We start from the raw sequence: 23,033 nt of genomic DNA on the forward strand, positions 1-23,033 counted from the left end.
GCGTCCTGAGCCGTATATTTACCGTTAGCAAGGTCATACGCCGTCTTAACCGCTTTCGGCGTCGCGGCGAGCGTCTCAGACGTGCTGTCGGTCGCACTGCTTAGCTGCGTGAAACCCTTTTCGGTGAGCGTGGCGTCAGGATGACGGCGGGATTTCTCATGCTCTGCGAGCTTATCGTCGACATAGTCCTGCGTTGCCATCACCGTTGAGGTGTCAATCGTCAGCTCGACCGATTCGATGTCACTTACCATGATGACCATACGCACGGCCTGCGCGCGGCCTGACCCCTCGGCCAGTTCCGGCTTGTAGCTTTCCGCCATGTTGCCGACGGCAATCAGCGTGCCGGTGTCGTCATAGAGCCCCATTTCGCGCATCCAGAAACCGCCGGTTTCAGGCGGGATGAGCAGCTCCGCGATCACATAGTTTTGATTCTTGTTGTCCTGGCTGATTTTGTTCAGCGTATGGCGCCAGACTTCATTGACGAGCTTTGTCTGGCTGGCATCAGGCACCGGCAATGTGCCGCCACCGTCACCGATGGCCATCGCCGTAAAATTCACTTTTTTCCCGTTCGGGACGGTCGCTGCAGCAAGCTTAATCGCACCGGCTTTGGTGATGACCGTTTTATATTTTACTGTCATGGTGTTCTCACTTATCCGGGTAAACCGTGATGATGTCGCCGTCATACGTCAGCGCGCCGGTGTAGAGATAGCCCGGCACATCCTGAATAATGTTGAGGCCGATAAGATGGCGGCTGGCTGGCTTTGCATCCGCAATGAGCCGCTCCATCTCGTAATACATTTCCTCGGTGATGCCGGTCTCTAACACACCGATATCGAGGCGAAACGTGCCGGGCGGGTCGTTCGTTTCCCACCACTCGGACACGTTAATCAGATAGCCGAGCGGCTCGACCACGCGACGCACCGCCCCAATCGTCCCTTTGTGAGCATGGATAAACCACGCCGCGCGGATCACATCCCGCTTTGTGGCCTCCGGCCAGCTCTCATCCCAGCGGTCAACGGAAAACGCCCACGCCAGCCACGGCAGCAGGTTTGCCGGGCAGTCGTCAGGACTCCAGAGGCGACGCAGCGGAACGGGGGTATTTTCAATCTCAGCGCAGGCGCGCGCCGCCGCCACCTCAAGCGGTGACGAGCCCACCGGCAGCAGGCGGGTATCATTCATCGTTGCCCCCGATCGTCACGCTGTACTCGCTGCACCATGACGCCTGCGTGTCATCAAGCACGATGTCGGCCACCGGTTCGGCCAGCTCGACGCGCTGCACGCCTTCGACGTGGAGCGCGGCATAAATCGCCGATTTGCGGATGTCTCGCCCGAGCCGATGCTGCGCGGTGATATACGCCTGCAGCTTTGTTTTTGCCGCACTCAGCACCGGCTCACTTTCGGGACCGGGGTAAAGGTAAAGCGATGCGGTGATTTTATAGTCGACAATGTTCGCCGACTGCACGGTCACGCGGTCAGCGACCGGCCTGACGTCTTCATCGTTCAGCGCGGTGCGCACGATGGCGAGCAGCTCGTCAGACGCCACGCCGTTATTTTCGCGTGACAGCACCGTGACCGTGACACACGCAGGCTCGGGGCTGATGACCGAAATATCGGCGACCCGCCCGTCAGCGCTGCGACCGTGAAACTGATAAGAGCCAGTAGAGCCTGCGGTACTCAGCCCCTCAAAAGCCTGCTGAATGCGCAGACGGTAGTCGGTGTCCGACTCCATCACGGCAGGCGTCGGCGGTAACGTCGTGTCGTCTGCAGGGGTGATGACAAGGCGCTCAACGTTGTAATTTCCGCCTATCTGGTCGAGGTCTGCGCCGGTGGCGTAGGCCAGCATGACCGCACGCGCGGCCTCGTTGACGCGCTGTCGCCAGATAACTTCCCGGTAGGCGTTTTCCTGCAGCAGCTTCACCAGCGGCTCGGACTCAAGCGACAGCGTGCGCGCGATCGCGTCCTGCTGGTCTTCCGGGTACAGCGAGACGAGCGTCGCCTTTCGCTCGCTCAGGATGGTTTCATAGTCCAGTTCCTCCACGACGTCAGGCGCGGCGAGCTGGTTAAGGTCAACAAATGCCATAGCGTTTAACTCAGTGGAATGGTGAGTGAAAAAGGCTGGCCGCCGGTTGAGCGGGTGCCGGTGATGTCGACATACAGCCCGCCGTCGGTCTCCGACCGTTCAAAGGTGATGCTCGAGAGATTTACGCGGGGCTCCCACTTCTGGATCGCGGAATAGCATGCGGCCATAATCTGCAGTCGCAGTGCCGGGGTCTGCGGCTGGTCAATCATCTGCGACAGAAGCGAGCCGTATTCACGGCGCATGACGCGCGAGCCAACCGGCGTGACCAGAATGTCGCGCACGCTTTGCCGGATATGCTCAACCTCAGAGATACTGAGGCCGGTCTGGCTGTTCATTCCCAGATAACGCACCGTCATTGCGTCCCCTTAGTCCAGCTTCCGCCGCTCTGTACGTTACCGTGCGCGTGGTTGTCCACCTGCACGCCGTTTGATTTCAGTGTCCCGCCGGTGTGCTCAATGTTCCCGCGCAAGGTGCCGCCTTTCTGCACTTCGAGCGTGCCGGTCATCAGCTTGTTGGTGCACACCACCTCCGGCGTATCGAGGGTGATACGGTTCGACGCTTTCACCAGCACCACCGGCACGGTGGCCGTAATGGACTCAGACGCGGTGACGTCGGCGGTTTTGATGCCTGACACGGTGAGCGCGCCGTTTTCGGGCTCATACTCGATAACCGCCCCGTCAGGAAAGGACACATGAAGCGCATCGGGGGAGGCAGACGGCGCGGGATGGTCATCCGAGAAAATGCCGGGCAGCACAAAAGCCGTATCGAGCTCGCCGCCGATCGCCAGTAAAAGCACCTGCTCGCCAACGGATGGAGCCCACCATACGCGCGAGCGACCGGCGCGGCAGGTCAGCCAGTTCAGCCAGGTGGTTTGCATGCCGCCGGTCTGGACACGACAAAGCCCCTCGTCGTGGTCGACGTCGGTCACGATGCCGGTGCGGATAAGGTTGCGGATCGCGCGTGCGATTTCCTGCAGAGAATTTAGATTATTCATGGGGAAAGGATGCCGCCGGGGGAGGCCAGCGGCAATGGAACGGTGTTTTGTGGTTGTTGTGACAACGCTCAGAGAGAGAGGTGTTTAATTATCAGCGTCTCGACGAGCTGTTTATCTTCCCGGCTGAATCCGAGTAGCTGGCGCGCCGCGTACTGCACGTCACGGCTGTGCGGGTTTGGCCTGTCTTTTAGCCCGAGCTGATGGACTTGCGCGATACGCTGCACTTTGCCGGTAAATTCAACCACCGCGCTGTTTTCGCGGCCAGTGGCTTTCATGTACCGGCTTGTGCGTAGCTTCTGGAACATCGCCCGCTTAATCCGCCCGGTCTTAGCCCTGAGCGGCTGACGCTTTCGCGCCTGATACGGCGAGCCGTCCGGGGCTTTCTGCAGCTTGATACGTTGCTGTTGCGACTTGCGCAGCTCCTTTGCTATCTCTCCGGCCAGCTTACGGCGTGCAGCCGGTGACAGGGCAGCAATCAGACCATTGAGCCGGTCATCAAAGGGCTTAAATTCACTCATCCCATTTGCTCACCAGTTCGCCGTTGATATAAAGCTCTTTAGGCCGGGTGACGGGCTCCGGCAGCGGCGGCTCAGGGGCATAGCTTACGTGCAGCGCGCCGTTTTCCTCTTTGATTAGGGTACGCTCGGTGAGCTGCAGGCTGATACTGATATCGACGCTGTCCCCGTCGTTCAAATCCATCTGGAAACGGTAGCCCTTTTTGCGCCCGTCATCGAGCGTGCAGATATCCGGCTGGTTTTCCCTGAGCCATGCGGCCACCGGCACGAAAATCAGGTCAGGGTCGCCGACAAAGTCACACACGATCACATTCAGGGTATAAATTTTCTCGTGCGACAGCGAGGCCGCGAGACGCGCATCGATATTCCCCTCATCGGCAAAGATGCGCATCATTTCGGGGTTTGTTTCAAGCTGCGGAACGGCTTTAATCAGCGCTTCGCGCAGGCTGCGTGCTTTCTTCATCGAGTTTATCCTGACAGTCTTTGACGGTTTCAACCTGCAGCGCGCAGGCGGCGAGCGCGTGCTCAAGCCTGCGAATGTCTGCGCTCAGGTCGCCATTAGTGGCCGGGTCGCTTCCCGGCATCGGGCAATAGCTCACCTTCGGGCAGGCGCTGTAAACAATGACCGGCGGAGGCGCAGGCGGCGCGGGTGTGCAGCCGACGCACAACATCAGGCAGCTCAGCGCTGTACCAGCGGCGTAACGTTTCATTCTCATTTATCAACCTCGTAATGGTTTGTTCCCGCCGCACGGCCATTGCACCGGCGGCCAGCAGTTCGCCGCGTAAACTGACCTGTGCGGTTTCATTTCGCCTGGCAATTCCCTGCGAAACGGAAAGCTGATTTTTCAGCATTCCGATCGCGGTTTTTTGTTCCGTGGCGACCCTGTTCGCCCGTTCAAACGAGCGCGTCAGGTTGCCGTTTTCATGACGCTGCCAGAGAACAACCGCAATAAGCGCGGCCAGTAAAAACAACATCAGTTTCATTGAATCCCCCTGAGGCAGTAGGCACGCTCGCGCGCGCGGCGGTTTTCCAGCCCCTTGTTAATTTCGCCGTTCACGTAAACCCAGCGGGTGAGCTGGTCGCACGCCTGCGGCCACTGCTGGCGTTTGATAAACGAGATCAGCGTCGACCGGCAGGCCGCGCCGGTTCCCACGTTGAATGCGAAGCTGACCAGCGCGTCGTAAACCTGCTGCGGCATTTTCACCGGCGCGCAGACCGCCAGACGTTTCTCGACGTTCAGCACATCCGCGACGAGATTCGCCGCCGCCTGCCGCTCGGTGATTTCCCCCTTTGGCACGACGCCTGCAGTGTGGCCGATGCCCGACGTCCACACTCCCGCGCTGCACTGGTAAGGCGTCAGGCGACAGCCTTCGAGGTCGGCAATCAGCGCCAGCCCCCCGGGCGAGGTGTTAAGCAGACGAAAGTCAGGCATCAGTGCTGCCAGCGCCAGCACGGCGGCCACACTGCATTTTTTAACGATTGATTTCACGAATAGCCCCTTTATCGAGTCCGAGCGATGTCAGATAGAGGTACGTCTTGCGCTTAAACCAGTAGTTCGTCAGCGCGGTAAAAATGGCGCATCCGCCGCCCACGTAAAGCGCCATTTTTTCGGGCGACATTGCCCCGACATACGCCAGCCCCACGGCCAGCCAGTAGGCGATAAACGTGGTGATTTTTTCCATACTCAGTCCCATAGATTCACCGTTTCGGTTCTGGCCGCGCTCTCGGTCTCGGGCAGCTCAACTGCCGTGCCGTGCGGCAGGATCACACCGAGCTCAGACAGGCCGGGATTAGCCTCTAAGACGGTTTCGACCACGCCCTCAGTGCGCCCGTAGTACCGGGTGCAAATCGCGTCGAGGGTGTCGCCCTGCAGCGCATACGCTTTCATCAGATTTGCCCCACGATGCAGCGCGCTTTGTCCTGGATGCGCGCCACAGACCAGCGCATATCCCGCCACATTTCATCGATAGTGCTGTCGATGCTGTCAGCCTTTTTGTCGCCTTTGGCGGTCGCATCCACGCCGCGAAAACGCTCATAAAGCGTGGCCGTCGTCATCGAACACACGGCGTTGAAGTAGTGGAAAACGCGCACGCTCTCGCCGTCGAGCTCGTCGGTCGGGACATCCGCCAGCGTGGCGTAACCGGCATCGAGCTGACTTTCGCGCCAGTCGCTCAGCTCCGCGTTAGTCTCCGCAATGGCGGTCTTAATCGCCCGGCGCAGGCGAACGGGGGAAACGGTCTGCTCTAAACGCATTTCCTCGCGCACGCGCTTCGGATCAACGTCAGGAAAAAACGGGGTGTTTTTGATTACCGGCTCGCTCACGCCCGGCGGCGGTATCACCACGCCCGGCACATCCTGCGGCTCTTTTTTTGGCTCAATAATCAGTGTCGTCATGACAACCTCGGGTAATGGGTGGGCGGTGGACGCCGGTCTCAGTCAGGGCAATAGATACCCGCATTGACCGGCGTGCCGCCCGGCTCGGGGAGCGCTCGTTTAACCTGCGGCTTTTGCCGCCTTTGGTGGACGCCCGCGCCGTGCCGCCGGTTTGGCGGCAGGCTTGCGCGTGCGCGGTTTAGTCGTTTTCTCTGCTGGTTCGGGTTTTGGCCTGAGCTGACGCTCTAACTGCTCGATATCCTTTTTCACCCCGATAGTGCTTTCTAACTGGATCGCACGCTGCAGGTGCGCCAGCGCCTCCGGCAGTTGCTCCGCATCACGTAGCACGTAGCCGGTGATTTTGTGCAGCTTCGCACGCACGATATCGGGCATATCCGCGCGCTCGGTCAGCGCGATAGTGTCGAGCAGGTTCGCCAGATTGACCGGCTGTTTTGCCGTCAGCAGGCGCTGCGCGGCCAGTGCCACTTCTTCTGCCAGCAGGCACGGCGTCGGACGGCGACCGACCGGCATGGTGAGGCCGTAGGTCATGGCGTAACGGGCGATTTCCAGCGCCCCGGCGATATCATCAGCATCGAGACGCCAGAGCATCACCGTCATGACAATGTCATCCTGTGCGCCTTTGCCGTTTTCTAGGACGCCAGCGACCCACGGCAGGTAGAACGGCAGCAGCTCGCGCTTTTTCGCGGCTTTGCGCTCTTTGGAGCTGATTTGTTTCAGCGTGCGGTTGTCTGCGGCCAGCTTAACGAGCATCTGCTCATAGGCAGTTGCATTGCGCAGCGGGACGGCAGCCCGCTGCGCTGTTTCTGAGGCCGAGACCCGCATCATGTGACGCGCTGCGGGACTCGTCATGGCTTACTCTCCGCTTTCCGGTGCTGCAGGTGCGGTGAAGTCACCGAGCTTGATGTTTTCAATCAGGCAACCGGCGGCGTAAGCCTCGACCACATAGTCAACATTCATTGACTCGTAGTTTTCTACGCGGTCTTTCTTCGGGTTTTCGATGATGCTGCGGCGGTGCGCGTCATCCATGAAGTAGACAGACAGGTTGTCGAGACGCGTCACCATCAGCGCATCTGCCGGGAAGTAAGGCACGCGCACGGCTGGCAGGTTGCCGATTCGCTTCTGGCTGATGATGATGTCAGCGGCCAGCGACTCGGTGTTTGCCTGCTCTTTGTTGACGATCGGGAAATATTTATCCGCCATCAGCTTACGGCCGGTAATAACAACCAGTTCCGGGTCATCCTGATAAATCTCGTCAATCAGGTTGCCGGTGGCATCCATGACCAGCGCGTCGAGGTTCGCATAGTCGCCGTTTTTCCCCACTCGGATCACGTCTGAAATGACCTTGCCGTCCTCGTCGGTGATTTTGGACATCACGCGCGCTGACGCTTCATTGCGGTACTTCTGCAGCCACCCCACGGCCACGTCCTGCAGCATCGGATTCTTTTTGCGGTCGGACGTCGCCGCGCGCTCGATGCCGTTAAAACCGGCCATGATGAAATCGAGGGACTGACGTTTGATGATGGCGTCACGGATACGGGTCTGGAAGTCCTGGAATCGCGCCCACAGGTCGAGCTGTTTGTAGCGGATATGGAAGTCAAAGTTAATCTGGTCGCACTCGTATTTATTGGACTCCAGCGCGGTAAAGTCAGCGGTCTTACGCTCATCATCACCGGCGGTGTCGGCGGTGCTCGCAATCGTACCGTTAACGCCCACCCCGACTTTTTCGCCTTTCAGCTCGTCGACCGGCACAATGTTGATTTTGGTCAGAAATGCGGATGACATCTGCAGGGTGGTCATCAGGGTTTGCGTGACCGACGGCTCGACGGTGAATTTCTTCGCCACGTCATCGGTGGAAATACCGTTCAGCTCCGCGACGCGGGACAGGTAGGCATTAAATTTGAAGCGGGTATCTTTACGCATGGTTTTTCCTGTTCGGGTAAAAGAGTTCTGGCCGGGCAGCACGCCCGGCGCGTTATCAGCAGTTGGTCAGCAGTTCGTCGCCGGTACCGCCTTTTGAAAGCTCGCGGCGCGGCTGGCGCTGGCTTTCGGTGTTATCGAGGGAGCTTTTGAGGTCGTTAAACGCCTGCGCGCTTTCTTCCGCCTTGCTGGTCACGTCCTGCTTAAGCTGCGCCAGTTCGGTCTCCAGCTCGGTGACGCGCTGGTCGGTGGCGCTGAGGTTGGTCTGCACCAGCTCGGTGACGGTGGTCACGGCCTCATGCACATCTGCGAGACGCGCGTCATCGCTGGCCTGTTTGCGGCTGAAAATGGCTTTCACCTTATCGGCCAGGCTGTTGAGCACCGTGTCGGGAACGTCTTCAAATTCCAGCTCGGCCAGTGTGGCGACGGAAAAGACGTTCTCAGGGTTGGCCTTAAAGCGCTGCAGCGGATTGTGTTTCGCGTTGCGACAGAATTCGAGGTACTCGGTTCCGAGGCTTGCCGGGTCATCTGTAATCGCGAGGCCGACGAGGTAGCATTTGCCGGTATTGGCAAAATTCGGCTGAATCTCCATTGAGGTGTAGACCTTCTGACCGGCTTTATTCAGCGCGATAAGGTCATCGGTCGGGGAAATTTTGGAAAACAACGCCCACTTGCCGTTAAGCGCAGAATCGTCGTTAATTTGCTCGGCTTTCAGCTCGGCCACATCACCATAACGCTTGAAAACGCTATCGGGCAGCAGACCGCGAATGTGCTCGAGATTGATGCGGCAACCGTAGACACGCGGGTCATAGGTTTCGGCCATTTCCCGAATATCGTTACCACTGAGAATACGCCCGTCGCAGGTGTCACCCTCGACGCCGATGCGAAAGAACTTTGAGACTTTTTTTGCCATTGTTCAGGTGTCCTGATGTTGGGTTTTTTGGTCGGGTTTAGTTTCCCGACTCTGACCCGTATCAGCCACCGCTTGCGCTCCTGTTAGATCTGATACAACAGGCACTTAGCGCGAATAACACCCCATTTCCTTAGCCTTGCCACGTAATACCAAAAACGAGGCAAGCATGACCATTTCAACTGACCTTTCACTGCTCAATGACCCGCGACGACAGGCGCGCCTGTTGTACTGGCAGGGGTTCGCCGTCCCGCAAATCTGCGAGATGCTGCAGCTCAAGCGCCCGACCGTGCAGAGCTGGAAACAGCGCGATGGATGGGAAGAAACCGCGCCGATTAACCGCGTGGAATCGACGTTAGAGGCGCGGCTTATCCAGCTCTACGCAAAGCCAGACCTGACCGCGCATGACTTCAAAGTCGCTGATTTTCTGTCGCGCCAGATGGAGCGGCTCGCGCGCGTTAACCGCTACGGCCAGACCGGAAACGAGGTGGATTTAAACCCCAATATCGCCAGCCGCAACAAAGGCGATCGCAAAAAGCCGAAACGTAATTATTTCAGCGAGGAGGCAATCGAAAAGCTGGAAGAGATTTTCTTCGACCAGTCGTTTGACTATCAGCTCCGCTGGCATAAAGCGGGGTTAGAGCACCGCATCCGCCACATCCTGAAATCGCGACAGATTGGCGCGACGTTCTATTTTGCGCGCGAGTCCCTCCTGCGCGCGCTTAAGACCGGGCAAAACCAGATATTTTTGTCGGCCAGTAAGACGCAGGCTTACGTTTTCCGTAAGTACATCATCGCCTTTGCCCGTCTGGTTGACGTCGACCTGTCAGGCGACCCGATCGTCATCGGCAACAATGGTGCTGAGCTGATTTTTCTCGGGACTAATTCCAACACCGCGCAGAGCCACAACGGCGACCTGTATGTCGACGAAATTTTCTGGATCCCCAATTTTCAGAAGCTGCGCAAAGTCGCCTCGGGCATGGCCTCGCAGTCGCACCTGCGCACCACCTATTTTTCGACCCCGTCGACGCTGGCGCACGGCGCGTACCCGTTCTGGTCTGGCGAGCTGTTTAACCGTGGCCGCAGCAACCGCGACGAACGTGTCGACATCGATATCAGTCATCAGGCGCTTGCCGGTGGCATGCTGTGCGGTGACGGCCAGTGGCGGCAGATTGTCACCATTGAGGACGCGCTCGCCGGTGGCTGCACTCTGTTTAACCTCGACCAGCTTAAGCAGGAAAACAGCGCGGATGACTTCCGTAACCTGTTTATGTGCGAGTTCGTCGACGACAAGGCGTCGGTATTCCCGTTCGAGGAGCTGCAGCGCTGCATGGTCGATGCGATGGAAGAATGGGAGGACTTCGAGCCGTTCGCCGACCGTCCGTTTAACTGGCGCCCGGTCTGGATTGGCTATGACCCGTCACACACCGGCGACAGCGCCGGGTGCGCGGTACTGGCTCCGCCGCTGGTTGCCGGTGGCAAGTTCCGCATCCTTGAGCGTCACCAGTGGAAAGGCATGGACTTTGCCGCGCAGGCCGAGGCCATCCGGGCGCTGACCGAGAAATACACCGTCGACTATATCGGCATTGATGCGACCGGCATCGGACAGGGTGTTTACCAGCTCGTGCGCTCATTCTTCCCCGCGGCACGCGCCATCCGCTACACGCCGGAAATGAAAACCGCAATGGTGCTCAAAGCAAAAGACACCATCAGGCGCGGGTGTCTGGAATATGACGCCGGTGCGACCGACATCACGCAGTCATTTATGGCTATCCGCAAAACCATGACCAGCAGCGGCCGCAGCGCCACCTATGAAGCCAGCCGCAGCGAGGAAGCCAGCCACGCGGATATCGCGTGGGCGACTATGCACGCCCTGTTAAACGAGCCGCTTTCCGCCGGTAGCGGTATGCAATCAAGTTCAATTCTGGATATTAACTAAGATGAAAAAACGCCAAAAGAAACAGCCTAAACAGACCAACATGACCGCCAGCGCGCCGCAGAAAATGGAGGCGTTCACCTTTGGCGAGCCGTCGCCCGTTCTCGATCGCCGCGACATCCTCGACTATGTCGAATGCATCAACAACGGCAAATGGTACGAGCCGCCGGTCAACTTCTCGGGACTGGCAAAAAGCCTGCGCGCCGCCGTACACCACAGCTCCCCGATTTACGTCAAGCGCAACATTCTGACCAGCACCTTTATCCCGCACCCGTTGCTGTCGCGTCAGGACTTTAGCCGCCTTGTGCTCGATTATCTGGTGTTTGCCAACGGCTATCTCGAAAAGCGCATGAGCGTGACAGGCCAGCTCTTTAAACTGGAAACCTCCCCGGCCAAATACACCCGCCGTGGTGTCGAGGATGGCGTTTACTGGTACGTCTCGAGCTTTACCAACCCGCACCAGTTCGCCCCCGGTTCGGTGTTTCACCTACTTGAGCCCGATATCAATCAGGAGCTCTACGGGATGCCGGAATACCTTAGCGCGCTCAATTCCGCCTGGCTGAATGAATCCGCCACGCTGTTTCGTCGCAAGTATTACCAGAACGGCGCGCACGCGGGCTACATCATGTACGTGACCGACGCGGCGCAAAGCAGCACCGACGTTGAGGCGCTGCGATCCGCGATGCGCGACTCGAAAGGGCTCGGGAATTTCAAAAACCTGTTTTTCTACGCCCCGAACGGGAAACCGGACGGCATTAAGATCGTGCCGCTGAGTGAAGTCGCCACGAAGGATGATTTTTTTAACATCAAGAAGGTGAGCGCCGCTGACCTGCTCGATGCGCACCGCGTGCCGTTCCAGCTCATGGGCGGCAAGCCTGAAAATATCGGCTCGATGGGCGATATCGAGAAGGTGGCGCGGGTATTTGTGCGTAACGAGCTGACGCCGCTGCAGGAGCGTTTCAAAGAGATAAACGACTGGCTCGGAATGGAGGTGATCCGCTTTAAGGATTACAACATCGAGACCGAGTAGACCCGCATAAAATGCCGCCTCCGGGCGGCACATCCTCAGAGCTCACCAGACGCCGCACACGCCACGCAACCCCGCCACCGCCTCACGATTCGACCTCATCACTCAGCGCGCCACCACGACGCGCACAGACGCGCAAAATAAATCCTGTCACCACGTCTGGCGCGCAGTGCTATCCCCGCCTCGCCTGCGCGCTTAACGGGTCGCTTTTAATGCAGGTGCATCAGGAGCCCCGAGCCGCGCCAGCGCTGGCGCTGGCTGGCAAACGCTGGAATCAAAAACGAATGCAAACTCATGCACCTGATGCATGCGCCACTAAAACAGCGAAAAATTCGGGTCAAATTCCTCGCTTTTTGCCTCGACTTTTTTCATTGAGGCCAGAAAATCCATACCATCACTTAGCGACACCGGTCGCTCGTACTCAATCATAAAAACGCCGTCATAAGTACGCCCCAGCCAGTACCCGCCGCCGCAATCTTTAGGCCGCTGGAAGAACACCCACCCTCCGGGGCGGTAATACTCTAAGGTCTCACCCCGATAGACCACCTGAAAACCCAAGTCATGACCCGCCATAACCCCTCCAGAAATGCTAACGCCTCGCAGGGCTCGTTGTTCAACGCCACCGGCACCGAAAGCAAGTTTCAGCACCGGCGGAGTTTGTTAATGCAGCCAGCTATCGTCCTCCCATACCTGCTGCATGATTTCCATTACTCGTTTTTTATCTTCGTCCAGTTTCAACCCGCTTAGCTCAACACCATTCGCAGAACCTTTGCGAAAGCGGATCGCAGTCTTTGGGTAAATAGATTGAAGATTGCGGTACAACTCAGCCTCAAGTGCATCCAACGTCGTTTGGCTAATTTTTTGCTCTTTATCCAGCGTGATATTGATTCTCATAAACTATTCAGCCTTATAAAAAATATCATCTTCGGTTTCGTTATTTTCGCTGTTTGCAAGATCCGCAATGAGAGTGAGAGCGAGTTTTAAGTCTGTTGGTTTGCAGTTTGCAATCAGAGATACCTCGGCAATAAATTGCACGCACGCCCACTTTTGTTGAGTTCGGCTGAAATGTTCGCCAACCATGAAATCCCTCCCATAGAGTTTTTACTGTATTTTTGTACAGTATCACGTATTAGCAAAAGATGGGAAGAGAAAAAAAACGTTAGAGTTATGTATGTGCATGATAAGGATGAATATTACCTATCAATTTTTGTTGTCGCTTCGGCTAAAGTCGCAACGCGACTTAGAATCCGTCTGGCTTGAGACTGTTGTGACGGTGCTGCGGAAAATACCTCTCCTTTAGCCGTTCCACGCAACCATTTACCGTTAAAGCAACTCTTACCACCTGACATAAGGTGCAGGGCTTCGCCCCGGCTGATGGTGATGCCGGTTGTGAGATGTATCTCGTCGATAGTTTTCGCTATAGCTGCGTTTTGCTCATCCGTTCCGTGGATGAATTTTCGCCGTGTTGCTGGCTTTTGCTTCCTGAGTCGGTTGGTCAATTCTCGTCTTTCACGCCGACTCAGTGGTTTTGTTAAATCCAGTATCGGTGGATCGCTTTCGCTCCCCGTACAGTTATTGACAGAACTCCGAGAGGGCGCAGGAGCGCCCTTAACGTCAACGGCCAAATCAACGGCACGCTTCGGCACAATTTTCCACTGCGTTAACCGGGTTAAAATCGGGGTGCCAGTGCCGAGAGCAGAGTCGTAGACGCCACGAATGCACACGGTTTCCTCACCGTACTGGTTAAACTCGGGGCGCGGCTCATACAGCGTGCGCACCTGTAAATCATCGCGACGGACAAACGGGCCACCCTGCGCATTAACGTAACCAGCCCAATCACCGGCGTCGGCGGCATCATGGACGGCAGCAAACTCAACACTCAGACCGTGCGCAGTCTCTGTATCAGCGAGACGACGCAACTCACGGTAGACCGTCACCGGCGCACCGCCGATAAACTGAAACTGACGGATGTGCCAGCGCGCCGCCCATGCTGAAACGGCGGGCGCTGTCTCTTTCAGCAGCTCACCGCTTTCGTCATCGGTTTCACCATCGAGAGCATAGCCATCGATATTTTTTGAAATGTATTTAGCAACATAGCCGGTAGCGCTGCCCTTTTCCTGGTCAATGGCCTCGGCATGAAAGCGCGCTTTTTTGGCTTTATCGCTTCTCAGTTCGTGGTGGTCTTCCTCCCACGCATAATCACGGATGATAAGGCGCACGCGCTCGACGTCCTCCGGCAACATAAACATAAGCATGTGCCAGTGCGGCGTTCCGTCGTGATGAGGCTCGGCAACACGTATGCCGAAAATGCGGATTTCTTCCCGGTGCAGCTTGGCGCGTATGCGCGCCCAAAGGCCGGTTAGATAGCTCTGCGTGTCCGATGGGCTGGCACCATTCCATTTGCTGTTACGGTATCCCGCTTTAGTCGTGGCGTGATATTTAGACGGTGCAGTCAGGGTATAAAACTCCCCGACATAACCAAGTTCATTGCAGATATTTTCAAACCCACGGATGCGGGTCATCAGTTCGCAGCGGCGTATCGCAGGATTAGCGACCGAACCGTCGTATTTTTCAATCAGGCTGATGCGGTTGCCGTCTTCGTCTTCGAGATCCAGACCTTTGAGAAACTCACGCGTGCGGCGCTTCTGCTCGCGCCAGTCTGTCACGCAGTTTCTACTCGCGTAGGCGTGCTTTTTCTTGCTGACGTTGCCGACTGCAATTTGGAGGTGTTCGCGCCATGCCGACGCGACACGACGCAGACGATTTCGCCACCATGACTCAGTAAACATACGGATTACTGCGGGGGCTATATCATCTTTGTTGAAGTATTTATTTGCCACGCGCTCCCAATGGGGAGGGGTGATATTGAATTGCAGAGAAATAAAACCAGCGTGCATGTACCAGGTGTATAGCGTTTTGAGCTCACCAAAACCTGAGTCATCAATATTTGCCAGCTCAGAACGAATGAAGTTAGCAATGTCACCGGCCAGCAGGTCAACATCGGCGCGCGGCATATCAGGGAGACGGTTATATCTGGCGACAAGATTAACCATACGTGATGCCAGATATTGCATGAGTCGGGTATCAAAATGACCACCGAAAACGGCGGTTGATACATTGCTGTTGATACCCGCGCTCTCGTATTTTTTTGCGACCAGCTCAAGACGCGGCAATGCCTTTTTGCAGAAACTGATTAAAAAAGCATTGGCTCGTTGACTGCCCTGATTTTGTTCCAGCGCAGTAGCTGTGCGATAAACGTCAAAACGTACGCACTCGGGCTGTAGAGAAAGCACTTTTCTCGCATGCAGCAAAGCCGCGAACATACGGTCGCGGCGATACTGTTGGTCATAGGTAAGATATGGGCTGGCTATTGCCGACCGTGGAGCATTCCACGGATAAGCATAAGCAACCGTAGAACTATGCATCAGCGCTAGCCCCTTCAATGGCTGCTATGCATAGTTGCCCTACCCGCTCAATTTCTGCCGCCATAGCGTCAATGGCGGTAATGTCCGAGCCATGAATATGATGGTGTATCAGGCCGGAAATAAGCTGGTTAATCTTCGGATAATAGCCGATAGTGTCGAGCCATTCCTCGCCAGCTTTTTTACCGGACTTAACGACTTTCTTTTCATTCAGGATGAATTGATACTGGTCGCTGGTAATAACCCATTTGTCGCCTATTTCAATGCGGAGGCTCATTTTTTACCCCCTGCAATAGAACGGATTACACCCAGCGTCAGGTAGCAATCATAAAGCGCACGGTGCGGATTCCCGGCAATGCCTTCCGGCCACGCATCCAACGACGTAGCGGCCTCGGTGAGTTTCTTCCATTTGTATTTACGGCGTTTTGTATCCCACTCTCCGTTATATTCAGCATAGAGTTGCATAGCGCACTCGGGCATACCAAAATAATCGGGGTCAACGCGAGAGCCTGACGTTTGTTCTAACATTCTCGCGTCAAATTTCGCATTATAAGCAACCCAACCACGCGATATTAGCTCTAATACTTGAGGTAACGTTTCTTTCCAGCTCGGCGCATCCTCAACCATTTCATTAGTGATGCCATGAATCTCGGTAGCTTCTGCCGGAATATCTTTGGATGGTTTAATAAGGGTGTTAAGCAGAATAGCACCGGTACAGTCGATGATTGATATTTCAATTATTTCGGCTTCTCTGTCCAGCCCCGTAGTTTCGGTATCAACAATAACGATGTTTTTATTAATCCATCTGTTAGCAATCTCGCGTGGTGATTCCACTCGGTCAGAATGGTAAATAATACGGTCAGCCGTCGCCCAGCATGTGCGGATAGCCTCATCAGGATTAGCATCACTAAACTGGTCTTTATGAGATAAAAAACCGTTAAATATCGCCGCGAAAAATGCCTCTCTTTTATTCAGTTCCATATTAAACACCTCTGTAATGTTTTGATTTGAGTTCTTCGATTTGCTGGCAGGTCACGCAAAAGGCCACGCCCGGAATCGCAATGCGGCGAGCTTCCGGGATTGGTGCGTCACATTCTTCGCAGAGGAAACGAGAAGGCGCAGCGATACGACTACGTGCGTTGCTGATGTGGCGTTCGGGGTCTTCCTGCTCGCGCAGTTGTGCTAAATCCATTGCGTCGGCCATTAGTGCAGCTCCTGTGATTCATTCTCAAAGCGAGTGGCTTCACGGCGCAGCAGTTCGGCGGCTTCGGTACCGCTCATCCCCTCTTTGGTGATATGTATCGCCAGTGCCTCAAGACGGATTGAAACAGCGAGCGCGCGGTCTTTACGTTCTTCTTTTTTGGCATCGGTCAGCAATACGGCCAGCGCATCGCTATCTGTATTAAAACTACGGGTTACAGTATTACGCATAATTTATTCTCCTGATTTCGGGCAATAAGAAGCCCGGCGGGTTTACGCCATTAAATTTCTGTTTGGATTAATTCGGCATGGTTAGCCGTTTGGGAAATAAACTCACCACTACACGAAAATGATTCATCGCTGTAATAAGCGCCTTTTTCTCGTCAGTAGTCAGCTCACTTAATTCGAGCTCATGACGAGCCGCCGGGATTTTTGCCAGAAAGAAAATAGCGGCCAGCGCCCGATTATTCTCTTCAAATTGTGGGTCACGTTTATCGCGCATATCATCGACAAAACGTTCAACCTCTTTCCAGCTATCGCCCCAATATCTCGCGCGCAATTCAGCTATGTGATTGAGACCAGCCAGACGCTCGCCAGCCTTTAGCGGAACATTCGCGGAAACAGCTTCGATAGCCATGATTTCCCCTGTTTTTTGGTGGACAGGTCAGCCAGTAAATCAGCCTGTGAGCGGCTCGGGTGCCAGCGCTTGCCGTCCTTACCTGCGATCCAGCCGTGGCCGAAGTGCATGCTAGGACTTTGCTTAACGAGCAGAGACGCGAATGACGGTTCATTTTTCAGCATGAGCACCTCAAATCAGACCGAATGACGCGCCAATACCGCTCATGGTATCGACAACACTCGTCATTGCTGGATTGGTCTGCAAACGTGCATGCAGCGCCAGTGCCGACAAAGACAACATGCGAATACCGGAGTTAACGCTTTCAATCATGGTGTGCTTACGGGCCGAGGTCAGTCGCTCATCAGAGACCGCGCCGCTCGCCAGTTCTCCCAGCTCACGCATAGCACGCATGACGTAAGACTGCAGTTTGTCTTTCGCCAGTTCGTTGACCGGTACACATGGCAGGCAATGAATCTGAGCCAAAAAACCATCAACTAAGGCTGAGTCTTCGGTCAGGTCTGTCAGCAGCCATAACTCAGGTGGGGTGAGCTGGTGAGGCTGTTCCGGGTTGAGCTTGTTACGTAACGTCTGAACATTCATTCCCGCACGTTCGGCAAGCTTCGTCATGTTGTGACGTTGAGCGAAAGCACGACACGCATCGTCATAATGGGGATGTTTGGAAATCTGAAAATCAAACATGGTTAAGTTCCCTCTAACTTGCATAATCAAATTCAGTTAAGAGCGGTGCGCTGGTCGATGTAGCGACAATCAATCGCTTGTTGAGTCAGTTTGTCGCGCCATGCTTTTACGTTTACGAGGGTGCGGCTTCGTTTACCGGCTTCCTCTTTGTTGGAAAAGTCTTTGGTTGGAGCTTTAAGAAGAATGCCCTCATCAAGCCATTGCCAGACCAGACGCTCGCTAACGCCGCGAGTGGCGGCAAAGTCTTTCACTGTCATGGTGTCTGACATAGCAGAGCGAATCATTGTCTGCAGGGCTGGCAGCATTGCTGTAACGATGGCGTCAAACTGAGTCGGGTCTAACAGCACAGTTTGATTTTGTGAGTTTTGCGAGTCGTGCGTCGAGATTGATTTTGCATCTGACATATCGCATTATCTCCTGTTGATTGTAGTGAACTGCATTGATGTGCATCGTGGTTGATAAACGTCACTTTAGTTCGCGAAATTTAATTTTGCAATGGCAAAAATTAATTTTGGTGGCGAGACATGGCTAAATTTGGAGACGGGGCAGCACCAGCTATCGAAAGAATCCTTTCGGCTTATGGACTTAGCTCGCAAAAGGAGCTTGGGGAAAAACTTGGGATTTATGCCAATAACATAAGCAGTTGGCTTGCCAGAGATAGCGTGCCGGGCAATGTGTTTGTTGAGTGTGCTATCGAAACGGGCGCAGATATTGGATGGTTGGTAACGGGTGAACTTGCAAAAGCAAACTCCCCACGTGCGACCCTCAAGGGTAAGGAGCTGTATGAAGAGGTCATGGCTTCAGGTGGTAAACCTGTTCTGAGACGAATCCTTGATGCTTACGGTTTCTCTATGCAAAAAGAGCTTGGTGATCTACTCGGTATATCATCAGGAACGATTAGCACGTGGGTACGGCGTGATTTTTTCCCAGGCGATGTAGTTGTTACTTGTGCTCTTGATACCGGTGTTTCGCTGGAATGGTTAGCAACCGGCAAAGGGCAAATGCGCGCTAACAAGGAAGTGGCCATATCAAATTATTCAGTTAAAAAATCACGCCTTGAATCTGGCGAGCTTAAGGACGCTGGCGCATGGTATCCAGACCCCTCGATGATACCGCCTGACTCAGATGAATTGATTTTTGTTGAAGGTGTGGGCTCCTCTTGGCTTGTCGACCGTTCGGCTTCAAACATTAGTAATGGGCGTTGGTTAATTGATATCGACGGCGCTCTTGATGTTTTTGATGTTATTCGTTTGCCCGGCGGGAAAGTCAGGTTGTCTAATAAGTCTGCTGAATTTGAATGCAATATTTCAGATATTACTCCTGCCGGAGCTGTAGTGCTTACTTTGGAAAAACACGTTTAAGGGAATTTATGAAACATAAACTTTTTTTAGCTTTATTTCTGACTATTTCTTTTGGCGCTTCATCCGCCGAAAAATCACAGGATTTAGACGGGGCTAAGTTTGGTGAAGACTGGCCTCTAACTTTTGAAAAAGCGTCGGTGTCTTGTGTGAACGGTCGATATGCTTTTGTGTACGACAAAGCAACTGATGACCGCTATCCATTGAACGGCCTAGCCATTGATGGCGTAAAGTCTGGAAAGCTTGAGGGGAGTGATATTGATACTGTTTGGAAAGATAGCCCACATTACAAAGGCGTAAAAATACCTTTGGATCCGGTAATGGATGCAGCAACCGCGCTCTGTGAATGATTAGAATTGCCTCGGTGAAATCATGACTGTAAGTAAGCAAAAAAATGGCAAATGGTTATGCGAACTCTATCCAAATGGTCGAGAAGGGCGGCGTATACGTCGGCATTTCAATACAAAAGGTGAGGCCGAGGCATTCGAAACATTTACGAAGAATGAAAGTGAGGATAAGCCTTGGCTCGGCAAGAAAGAAGACCGCCGACGCCTAAGCGAGTTGATTCAACTCTGGCATAACCTGCACGGGCAGGCTTTAGTCGCCAGTAAATCGCGGTTAGCAAAGCTTCAAATTGTGTGTAACGGTTTGGGTGACCCAATTGCATCCCGCTTTACCGCTAAAGATTGGGCTCATTACCGTGACCGTCGACTCCGTGGTGAAATAGATAACGGGTATCATAAAGACCCGGCTAAATGGGTCGCCAAACCCATAACTGTAAATCGTGAGCAGCAATATCTTATAGCTGTGTTCAATGAGCTGCGGCGGTTAGGGGAGTGGAGTTTACCCAATCCACTGGAAGGAGTGCGCGTATTCAAAGAAGCTGAGAAAGAAATGTCCTGGCTAACTCTTTCTCAAATCCCTGAGCTGTTTCGAGCCTGCGAGCAATACGGCAAAGAGGATCTAACGATGATTGTCAAAGTCTGTCTTGCTACCGGCGCAAGATGGGGTGAAGCCGAGAGATTGACGCGGCCACAGCTCGCACCCTGCAAACTGACTTTCACAAAAACCAAAGGTAAGAAGAATCGCACCGTTCCCATTCCTAAATGGTTGTATGACGAGTTAGCAGAACGTCAGGGCAGAATGTTTAAACCCTGCTATCAGGAATTTAAAAAGATGCTTAAGCTCACAAATATCGAGCTGACGGAAGGACAGAAGACTCATGTACTGCGTCATACCTTTGGCGCGCACTTTATGATGAACGGCGGAAACATACTGGTACTGCAGAAAATCCTCGGGCATTCCAACATTCGTGAAACAATGAGATATGCGCACTTTGCTCCCGACCATTTAGAGCAAGCCGTTTCTCTCAATCCTCTTTCGTTGTATGTTGGCGACAATATGGCGGCAGAGGTTGCATAACACTACAATTCACTGCATTAAAAATTAACTTAACTAGTTGTTTTTTATGGTAAGTGTATGTTTTTGAAAGGGTGTTATTAGGAGCGTCTGAACTAAGATTCGCTTAAGCGACATCCTGTTAGAAAGGGCTGGCCGAAAGGCTGGCCCTTTTTTTATCCCTGCGCATTTCTCACGTTAACCCTTTTGTCATAAATCATTTACAATGCTTGCCTCTTGAATGGAGGGGAAGTGGATAACGTACTGCATCAGCCTGGCCGGAAACGCGCAGCGGCCTTGACCGCGCTGTTTGCGATCCTGCTGATCGTGGTAGCGCCGCTTATCTCCGTTTCCTTGCAGAAAGATCCCATGAGCGCCATGCCGGGCATGCATCATGACATGAGCATGATGTCGATGGACGAGCATCACGGCGATATGCCGCACACGATGCCTGTCGACCATGCGGAAGCGTGCGGCTACTGCGTGCTGTTAGCACATGTCCCTGGCGTGATGCTGGCGCTGATCGTCCTGCTCAGCGCGGTGCTGCAGAGGCTTCGCGTTAAGCCGCCGCGCCAGGCGGTCAGTCACTGGCACTTTTTCCCCTGGCTTTACCCTGATACCCGCGCGCCGCCGCGGCAGTCTGCTTTTTCCCTTTAAAAAATAAATCGATAATTTACTGCCTTAAAAAGGAAAAGTATGACTACCTGCACTCCGCGCGCGGCATGGGGAAACCTGCTGCGTCGTCTCCATTTCTACGTCGGGCTTTTTGTTGGTCCGTTTATCTTCTTTGCCGCGCTGACCGGTACGCTGTATGTGGCGACTCCACAGCTGGAGAATGCGCTCTACCGGCACGCGCTCCACACGAATTCCGTAGGCGAGTTGCAGCCGCTGGCGGAGCAAATCGCCGTGGCGGAAAAAACCGTTGGCTCAGATTTGCAATTGCACGCCGTGCGTCCGGGGCTGGCTGAAGGCGAAACTACCCGCGTGATGTTTGCTGACCCGACGCTTGGGCCATCGGAGAACCGGGCTATTTTTATTGATCCGGTAAGCCTGGAAGTGCTGGGAGATATGACGGTATACGGCACCAGCGGGATTTTACCGCTGCGTCAGACCATTGATTACCTGCACACCTCTTTGATGCTGGGCGACGTGGGTCGGCTCTACAGCGAGCTTGCTGCCTCCTGGATGTGGGTTGCCGCGCTGGGCGGTATTGCCCTGTGGTTTTATACCCGACCCAAACGGCGGATCAACAATCGCTTCCAGAATCGTCGTCGCCTGCACGTGACGCTGGGCTGGAGTCTGCTGGGTGGAATGTTGCTGTTCTCTGCAACCGGCCTGACATGGTCTCAATGGGCAGGCGGGAACGTCGATAAGCTGCGGGCAGAGATGAACTGGCTCACCCCGCAGGTGAACACGACGCTTTCCGGCCAACAGGAGATCGTGGATGAGCATGCCGAACACCGGGGCCATCACGGCGGAATGATGATGCCGGAAATGGCGATGGATCTGACGCAGTTTGACGGAGTATTAAGCGCGGCCCGTAACGCAGGAATTGATGCCAACAGGCTGGAGATCCGCCCGGCAAAAACGGCGGATAGCGCCTGGACCGTGACGGAAATCGATCGCAGCTGGCCGACCCAGGTGGACGCCGCTGCGGTTGATCCTTCGACGATGCAGGTCGTGGACAGAACCCGATTCGAGGATTTCCCGTTAATGGCAAAACTGACCCGCTGGGGCGTGGATTTCCATATGGGGATCTTATTTGGGCTGGTGAATCAGCTGCTGCTGGTGGCGTTCGGCCTCGCCCTGTGCGTGCTCATCGTCTGGGGTTACCGGATGTGGTGGATGCGTCGTCCGGCACGGTCGGCAGTGAGTCCGGTGCAGACGCTTTGTCAGAGCTGGCTGGCGCTGTCAGGATGGGGAAGAGGGGTTACGGTGGTAATCAGCATACTGCTGGGGCTGGCCTTGCCGGTCATGGGCGTGAGTCTGGCGCTGTTTGTTCTGGTGGACTGGCTGCGCTGGCGAGCGGCAACCAGGGTGACGCTCGCCGAATCCTCCGCTAAATAACCCTATGGCGTGCTGATCACCACTGCGACGCGGCGGTTTTCAGCGCGCCCTTGCGCGGTACTGTTGCTCGCAACCGGGTATTTTTGACCTAACCCCCGCGTGGTGAGATTGCTGCGCGGGATATTTGCGCCCTTCGCCCAGGCATCGGCCACGGCATTGGCGCGTTTTAACGACAGCGCTTCGTTGTAGCTTTCTTCACCGTAATTATCCGTGTGACCGTCCATTCGCGCGTGGTTCAGGCCGGTTTCCGCCAGGCGAGAGGCCATGGACTGGATCTGCGTTTCACTTTCCGGGCGCAGTCTGGCGTCATTTTTATCAAACAGGATGGTGTCCGACATGCCAAGCGACCAGTCACCGTTCAGTTCGTTAAAACCGTAAGACTTCATCGCCGAAATTTGCTCAGGAGTAAATTTACCTTCCGGCGGCGACTGACAGCCTGCCAGAACCAGTGAGGCCAGAACTATCGGCGCGAAGTAACGTTTTAACATAGTGTATC

At 54.8% G+C, this 23,033-nt stretch carries 36 protein-coding genes; 7 read left to right on the forward strand and 29 right to left on the reverse strand.

The genetic code is table 11. The annotated features are described in order from the left end of the window. From INF68_RS15475 to INF68_RS15550, 16 genes are all read right to left on the reverse strand, one after another. Window positions 1–638 (reverse strand): phage tail protein (locus tag INF68_RS15475; RefSeq protein ID WP_193525356.1); only part of this gene is annotated, 638 nt, incomplete at its 3' end. A 7-nt stretch (window positions 639–645) separates the two neighbouring features. Further along, complete coding sequence (locus tag INF68_RS15480; RefSeq protein WP_126818540.1) at window positions 646–1,179, reverse strand: phage tail protein I; 534 nt, start codon at window positions 1,177–1,179, stop codon at window positions 646–648. Next, window positions 1,172–2,080 carry a baseplate assembly protein gene (locus tag INF68_RS15485; protein WP_193525346.1) on the reverse strand — a complete coding sequence of 303 codons (909 nt, stop codon included), beginning with the start codon at window positions 2,078–2,080 and terminating at the stop codon, window positions 1,172–1,174. The genes INF68_RS15480 and INF68_RS15485 overlap by 8 nt, the downstream gene beginning before the upstream one ends. A gap of 5 nt (window positions 2,081–2,085) precedes the next feature. Then, window positions 2,086–2,436: a GPW/gp25 family protein gene (locus INF68_RS15490; protein ID WP_193525347.1), complete on the reverse strand. Its 351-nt coding sequence runs from the start codon at window positions 2,434–2,436 to the stop codon at window positions 2,086–2,088. Further along, window positions 2,433–3,074, reverse strand: coding sequence for a phage baseplate assembly protein V (locus INF68_RS15495; RefSeq protein ID WP_063217147.1), 642 nt, complete (start codon window positions 3,072–3,074; stop codon window positions 2,433–2,435). Before INF68_RS15495 ends, INF68_RS15490 begins: the two co-directional genes overlap by 4 nt. Window positions 3,075–3,142: 68 nt before the next feature. Next, window positions 3,143–3,592: a phage virion morphogenesis protein gene (locus INF68_RS15500; protein WP_063217148.1), complete on the reverse strand. Its 450-nt coding sequence runs from the start codon at window positions 3,590–3,592 to the stop codon at window positions 3,143–3,145. Continuing rightward, window positions 3,585–4,052: a phage tail protein gene (locus tag INF68_RS15505; RefSeq protein ID WP_023338712.1), complete on the reverse strand. Its 468-nt coding sequence runs from the start codon at window positions 4,050–4,052 to the stop codon at window positions 3,585–3,587. Before INF68_RS15505 ends, INF68_RS15500 begins: the two co-directional genes overlap by 8 nt. Continuing rightward, window positions 4,015–4,260 (reverse strand): Rz1-like lysis system protein LysC, encoded by a 246-nt coding sequence (gene lysC, locus INF68_RS15510; protein WP_072163335.1) that lies wholly within the window; start codon window positions 4,258–4,260, stop codon window positions 4,015–4,017. The genes INF68_RS15505 and lysC overlap by 38 nt, the downstream gene beginning before the upstream one ends. Continuing rightward, the gene (gene lysB / locus INF68_RS15515; protein WP_063217149.1) at window positions 4,148–4,573 is read right to left on the reverse strand and encodes an Rz-like lysis system protein LysB; all 426 of its coding nucleotides are present in this window, start codon (window positions 4,571–4,573) and stop codon (window positions 4,148–4,150) included. Before lysB ends, lysC begins: the two co-directional genes overlap by 113 nt. Then, entirely contained in the window at window positions 4,570–5,079 is a 510-nt protein-coding gene (locus tag INF68_RS15520) for a lysozyme (protein ID WP_063217150.1), read from the reverse strand. Before INF68_RS15520 ends, lysB begins: the two co-directional genes overlap by 4 nt. Further along, window positions 5,063–5,284, reverse strand: coding sequence for a hypothetical protein (locus INF68_RS15525; protein ID WP_001354073.1), 222 nt, complete (start codon window positions 5,282–5,284; stop codon window positions 5,063–5,065). The genes INF68_RS15520 and INF68_RS15525 overlap by 17 nt, the downstream gene beginning before the upstream one ends. Continuing rightward, window positions 5,275–5,478 carry a tail protein X gene (locus INF68_RS15530; RefSeq protein WP_063217151.1) on the reverse strand — a complete coding sequence of 68 codons (204 nt, stop codon included), beginning with the start codon at window positions 5,476–5,478 and terminating at the stop codon, window positions 5,275–5,277. The genes INF68_RS15525 and INF68_RS15530 overlap by 10 nt, the downstream gene beginning before the upstream one ends. Further along, the gene (locus INF68_RS15535; RefSeq protein WP_048998837.1) at window positions 5,478–5,984 is read right to left on the reverse strand and encodes a head completion/stabilization protein; all 507 of its coding nucleotides are present in this window, start codon (window positions 5,982–5,984) and stop codon (window positions 5,478–5,480) included. The genes INF68_RS15530 and INF68_RS15535 overlap by 1 nt, the downstream gene beginning before the upstream one ends. A gap of 99 nt (window positions 5,985–6,083) precedes the next feature. Then, on the reverse strand, window positions 6,084–6,833 hold the full coding sequence (locus tag INF68_RS15540) for a terminase endonuclease subunit (protein ID WP_063217152.1): 750 nt from the start codon (window positions 6,831–6,833) through the stop codon (window positions 6,084–6,086). 3 nt (window positions 6,834–6,836) lie between these two features. Beyond that, window positions 6,837–7,904 carry a phage major capsid protein, P2 family gene (locus tag INF68_RS15545; protein ID WP_063217153.1) on the reverse strand — a complete coding sequence of 356 codons (1,068 nt, stop codon included), beginning with the start codon at window positions 7,902–7,904 and terminating at the stop codon, window positions 6,837–6,839. A 55-nt stretch (window positions 7,905–7,959) separates the two neighbouring features. Further along, the gene (locus INF68_RS15550) at window positions 7,960–8,814 is read right to left on the reverse strand and encodes a GPO family capsid scaffolding protein (RefSeq protein WP_048999263.1); all 855 of its coding nucleotides are present in this window, start codon (window positions 8,812–8,814) and stop codon (window positions 7,960–7,962) included. A 166-nt stretch (window positions 8,815–8,980) separates the two neighbouring features. On the opposite strand from INF68_RS15550, the gene INF68_RS15555 reads away from it, so the two are divergent. Both INF68_RS15555 and INF68_RS15560 read left to right on the forward strand, forming a co-directional pair. Beyond that, window positions 8,981–10,750 carry a terminase ATPase subunit family protein gene (locus tag INF68_RS15555; RefSeq protein ID WP_047634717.1) on the forward strand — a complete coding sequence of 590 codons (1,770 nt, stop codon included), beginning with the start codon at window positions 8,981–8,983 and terminating at the stop codon, window positions 10,748–10,750. A 1-nt stretch (window position 10,751) separates the two neighbouring features. Then, the gene (locus INF68_RS15560) at window positions 10,752–11,777 is read left to right on the forward strand and encodes a phage portal protein (RefSeq protein ID WP_047720123.1); all 1,026 of its coding nucleotides are present in this window, start codon (window positions 10,752–10,754) and stop codon (window positions 11,775–11,777) included. 312 nt (window positions 11,778–12,089) lie between these two features. Here the strand turns inward: INF68_RS15560 and INF68_RS15565 are convergent, their stop codons facing one another. The 12 genes from INF68_RS15565 to INF68_RS15620 form a co-directional block, all read right to left on the reverse strand. Beyond that, the gene (locus INF68_RS15565) at window positions 12,090–12,347 is read right to left on the reverse strand and encodes a hypothetical protein (protein ID WP_063960144.1); all 258 of its coding nucleotides are present in this window, start codon (window positions 12,345–12,347) and stop codon (window positions 12,090–12,092) included. Between the two features lie 87 nt (window positions 12,348–12,434). Further along, window positions 12,435–12,668, reverse strand: coding sequence for a DinI-like family protein (locus INF68_RS15570; protein ID WP_193525348.1), 234 nt, complete (start codon window positions 12,666–12,668; stop codon window positions 12,435–12,437). 3 nt (window positions 12,669–12,671) lie between these two features. Then, on the reverse strand, window positions 12,672–12,854 hold the full coding sequence (locus tag INF68_RS15575) for a hypothetical protein (protein ID WP_023209082.1): 183 nt from the start codon (window positions 12,852–12,854) through the stop codon (window positions 12,672–12,674). A gap of 113 nt (window positions 12,855–12,967) precedes the next feature. Further along, the gene (locus INF68_RS15580; protein WP_193525349.1) at window positions 12,968–15,199 is read right to left on the reverse strand and encodes a replication endonuclease; all 2,232 of its coding nucleotides are present in this window, start codon (window positions 15,197–15,199) and stop codon (window positions 12,968–12,970) included. Next, a complete protein-coding gene (locus INF68_RS15585; RefSeq protein ID WP_193525350.1) occupies window positions 15,192–15,473 on the reverse strand; it encodes a DUF5405 family protein in 282 nt (93 codons plus the stop codon). Before INF68_RS15585 ends, INF68_RS15580 begins: the two co-directional genes overlap by 8 nt. After that, window positions 15,470–16,177, reverse strand: coding sequence for a 3'-5' exonuclease (locus INF68_RS15590; RefSeq protein ID WP_193525351.1), 708 nt, complete (start codon window positions 16,175–16,177; stop codon window positions 15,470–15,472). Before INF68_RS15590 ends, INF68_RS15585 begins: the two co-directional genes overlap by 4 nt. 1 nt (window position 16,178) lies before the next feature. Then, window positions 16,179–16,400, reverse strand: a complete 222-nt coding sequence (locus tag INF68_RS15595) for a TraR/DksA family transcriptional regulator (RefSeq protein WP_193525352.1) — start codon at window positions 16,398–16,400, stop codon at window positions 16,179–16,181. Next, window positions 16,400–16,627 (reverse strand): DUF2732 domain-containing protein, encoded by a 228-nt coding sequence (locus INF68_RS15600; RefSeq protein WP_023333493.1) that lies wholly within the window; start codon window positions 16,625–16,627, stop codon window positions 16,400–16,402. The genes INF68_RS15595 and INF68_RS15600 overlap by 1 nt, the downstream gene beginning before the upstream one ends. 67 nt (window positions 16,628–16,694) lie before the next feature. Continuing rightward, entirely contained in the window at window positions 16,695–17,033 is a 339-nt protein-coding gene (locus INF68_RS15605) for a DUF5347 domain-containing protein (protein ID WP_193525353.1), read from the reverse strand. After that, window positions 16,997–17,197, reverse strand: coding sequence for a phage filamentation protein Fil family protein (locus INF68_RS15610; protein ID WP_193525354.1), 201 nt, complete (start codon window positions 17,195–17,197; stop codon window positions 16,997–16,999). Before INF68_RS15610 ends, INF68_RS15605 begins: the two co-directional genes overlap by 37 nt. Before the next feature lie 7 nt (window positions 17,198–17,204). Continuing rightward, window positions 17,205–17,714 (reverse strand): phage regulatory CII family protein, encoded by a 510-nt coding sequence (locus INF68_RS15615; protein ID WP_038421067.1) that lies wholly within the window; start codon window positions 17,712–17,714, stop codon window positions 17,205–17,207. A 32-nt stretch (window positions 17,715–17,746) separates the two neighbouring features. After that, window positions 17,747–18,118 carry a hypothetical protein gene (locus INF68_RS15620; protein WP_023333086.1) on the reverse strand — a complete coding sequence of 124 codons (372 nt, stop codon included), beginning with the start codon at window positions 18,116–18,118 and terminating at the stop codon, window positions 17,747–17,749. Between the two features lie 120 nt (window positions 18,119–18,238). Here INF68_RS15620 and INF68_RS15625 point away from each other — a divergent pair, with 120 nt between their 5' ends. The 5 genes from INF68_RS15625 (at window position 18,239) to INF68_RS15645 (ending at window position 22,537) form a co-directional block, all read left to right on the forward strand. Continuing rightward, a complete protein-coding gene (locus INF68_RS15625) occupies window positions 18,239–19,075 on the forward strand; it encodes a phage repressor protein CI (RefSeq protein WP_193525355.1) in 837 nt (278 codons plus the stop codon). 8 nt (window positions 19,076–19,083) lie between these two features. Further along, window positions 19,084–19,422: a DUF2511 domain-containing protein gene (locus INF68_RS15630; protein WP_038421070.1), complete on the forward strand. Its 339-nt coding sequence runs from the start codon at window positions 19,084–19,086 to the stop codon at window positions 19,420–19,422. A 22-nt stretch (window positions 19,423–19,444) separates the two neighbouring features. Continuing rightward, window positions 19,445–20,494, forward strand: a complete 1,050-nt coding sequence (locus INF68_RS15635; protein WP_045348188.1) for a site-specific integrase — start codon at window positions 19,445–19,447, stop codon at window positions 20,492–20,494. Window positions 20,495–20,722: 228 nt separating this feature from the next. Then, window positions 20,723–21,127, forward strand: coding sequence for a DUF2946 domain-containing protein (locus INF68_RS15640; protein WP_126785909.1), 405 nt, complete (start codon window positions 20,723–20,725; stop codon window positions 21,125–21,127). 39 nt (window positions 21,128–21,166) lie between these two features. Then, on the forward strand, window positions 21,167–22,537 hold the full coding sequence (locus INF68_RS15645) for a PepSY domain-containing protein (protein ID WP_126785910.1): 1,371 nt from the start codon (window positions 21,167–21,169) through the stop codon (window positions 22,535–22,537). Between the two features lie 2 nt (window positions 22,538–22,539). Here INF68_RS15645 and INF68_RS15650 read toward each other — a convergent pair whose 3' ends face one another. Further along, window positions 22,540–23,025, reverse strand: coding sequence for an OmpA family protein (locus INF68_RS15650; RefSeq protein ID WP_126785911.1), 486 nt, complete (start codon window positions 23,023–23,025; stop codon window positions 22,540–22,542). Window positions 23,026–23,033: the final 8 nt, after the last annotated feature.

It is taken from the genome of Enterobacter cloacae complex sp. P16RS2, from assembly GCF_014982155.1.
GTDB classification, from domain to species: Bacteria; Pseudomonadota; Gammaproteobacteria; order Enterobacterales; family Enterobacteriaceae; genus Enterobacter; species Enterobacter cloacae_M.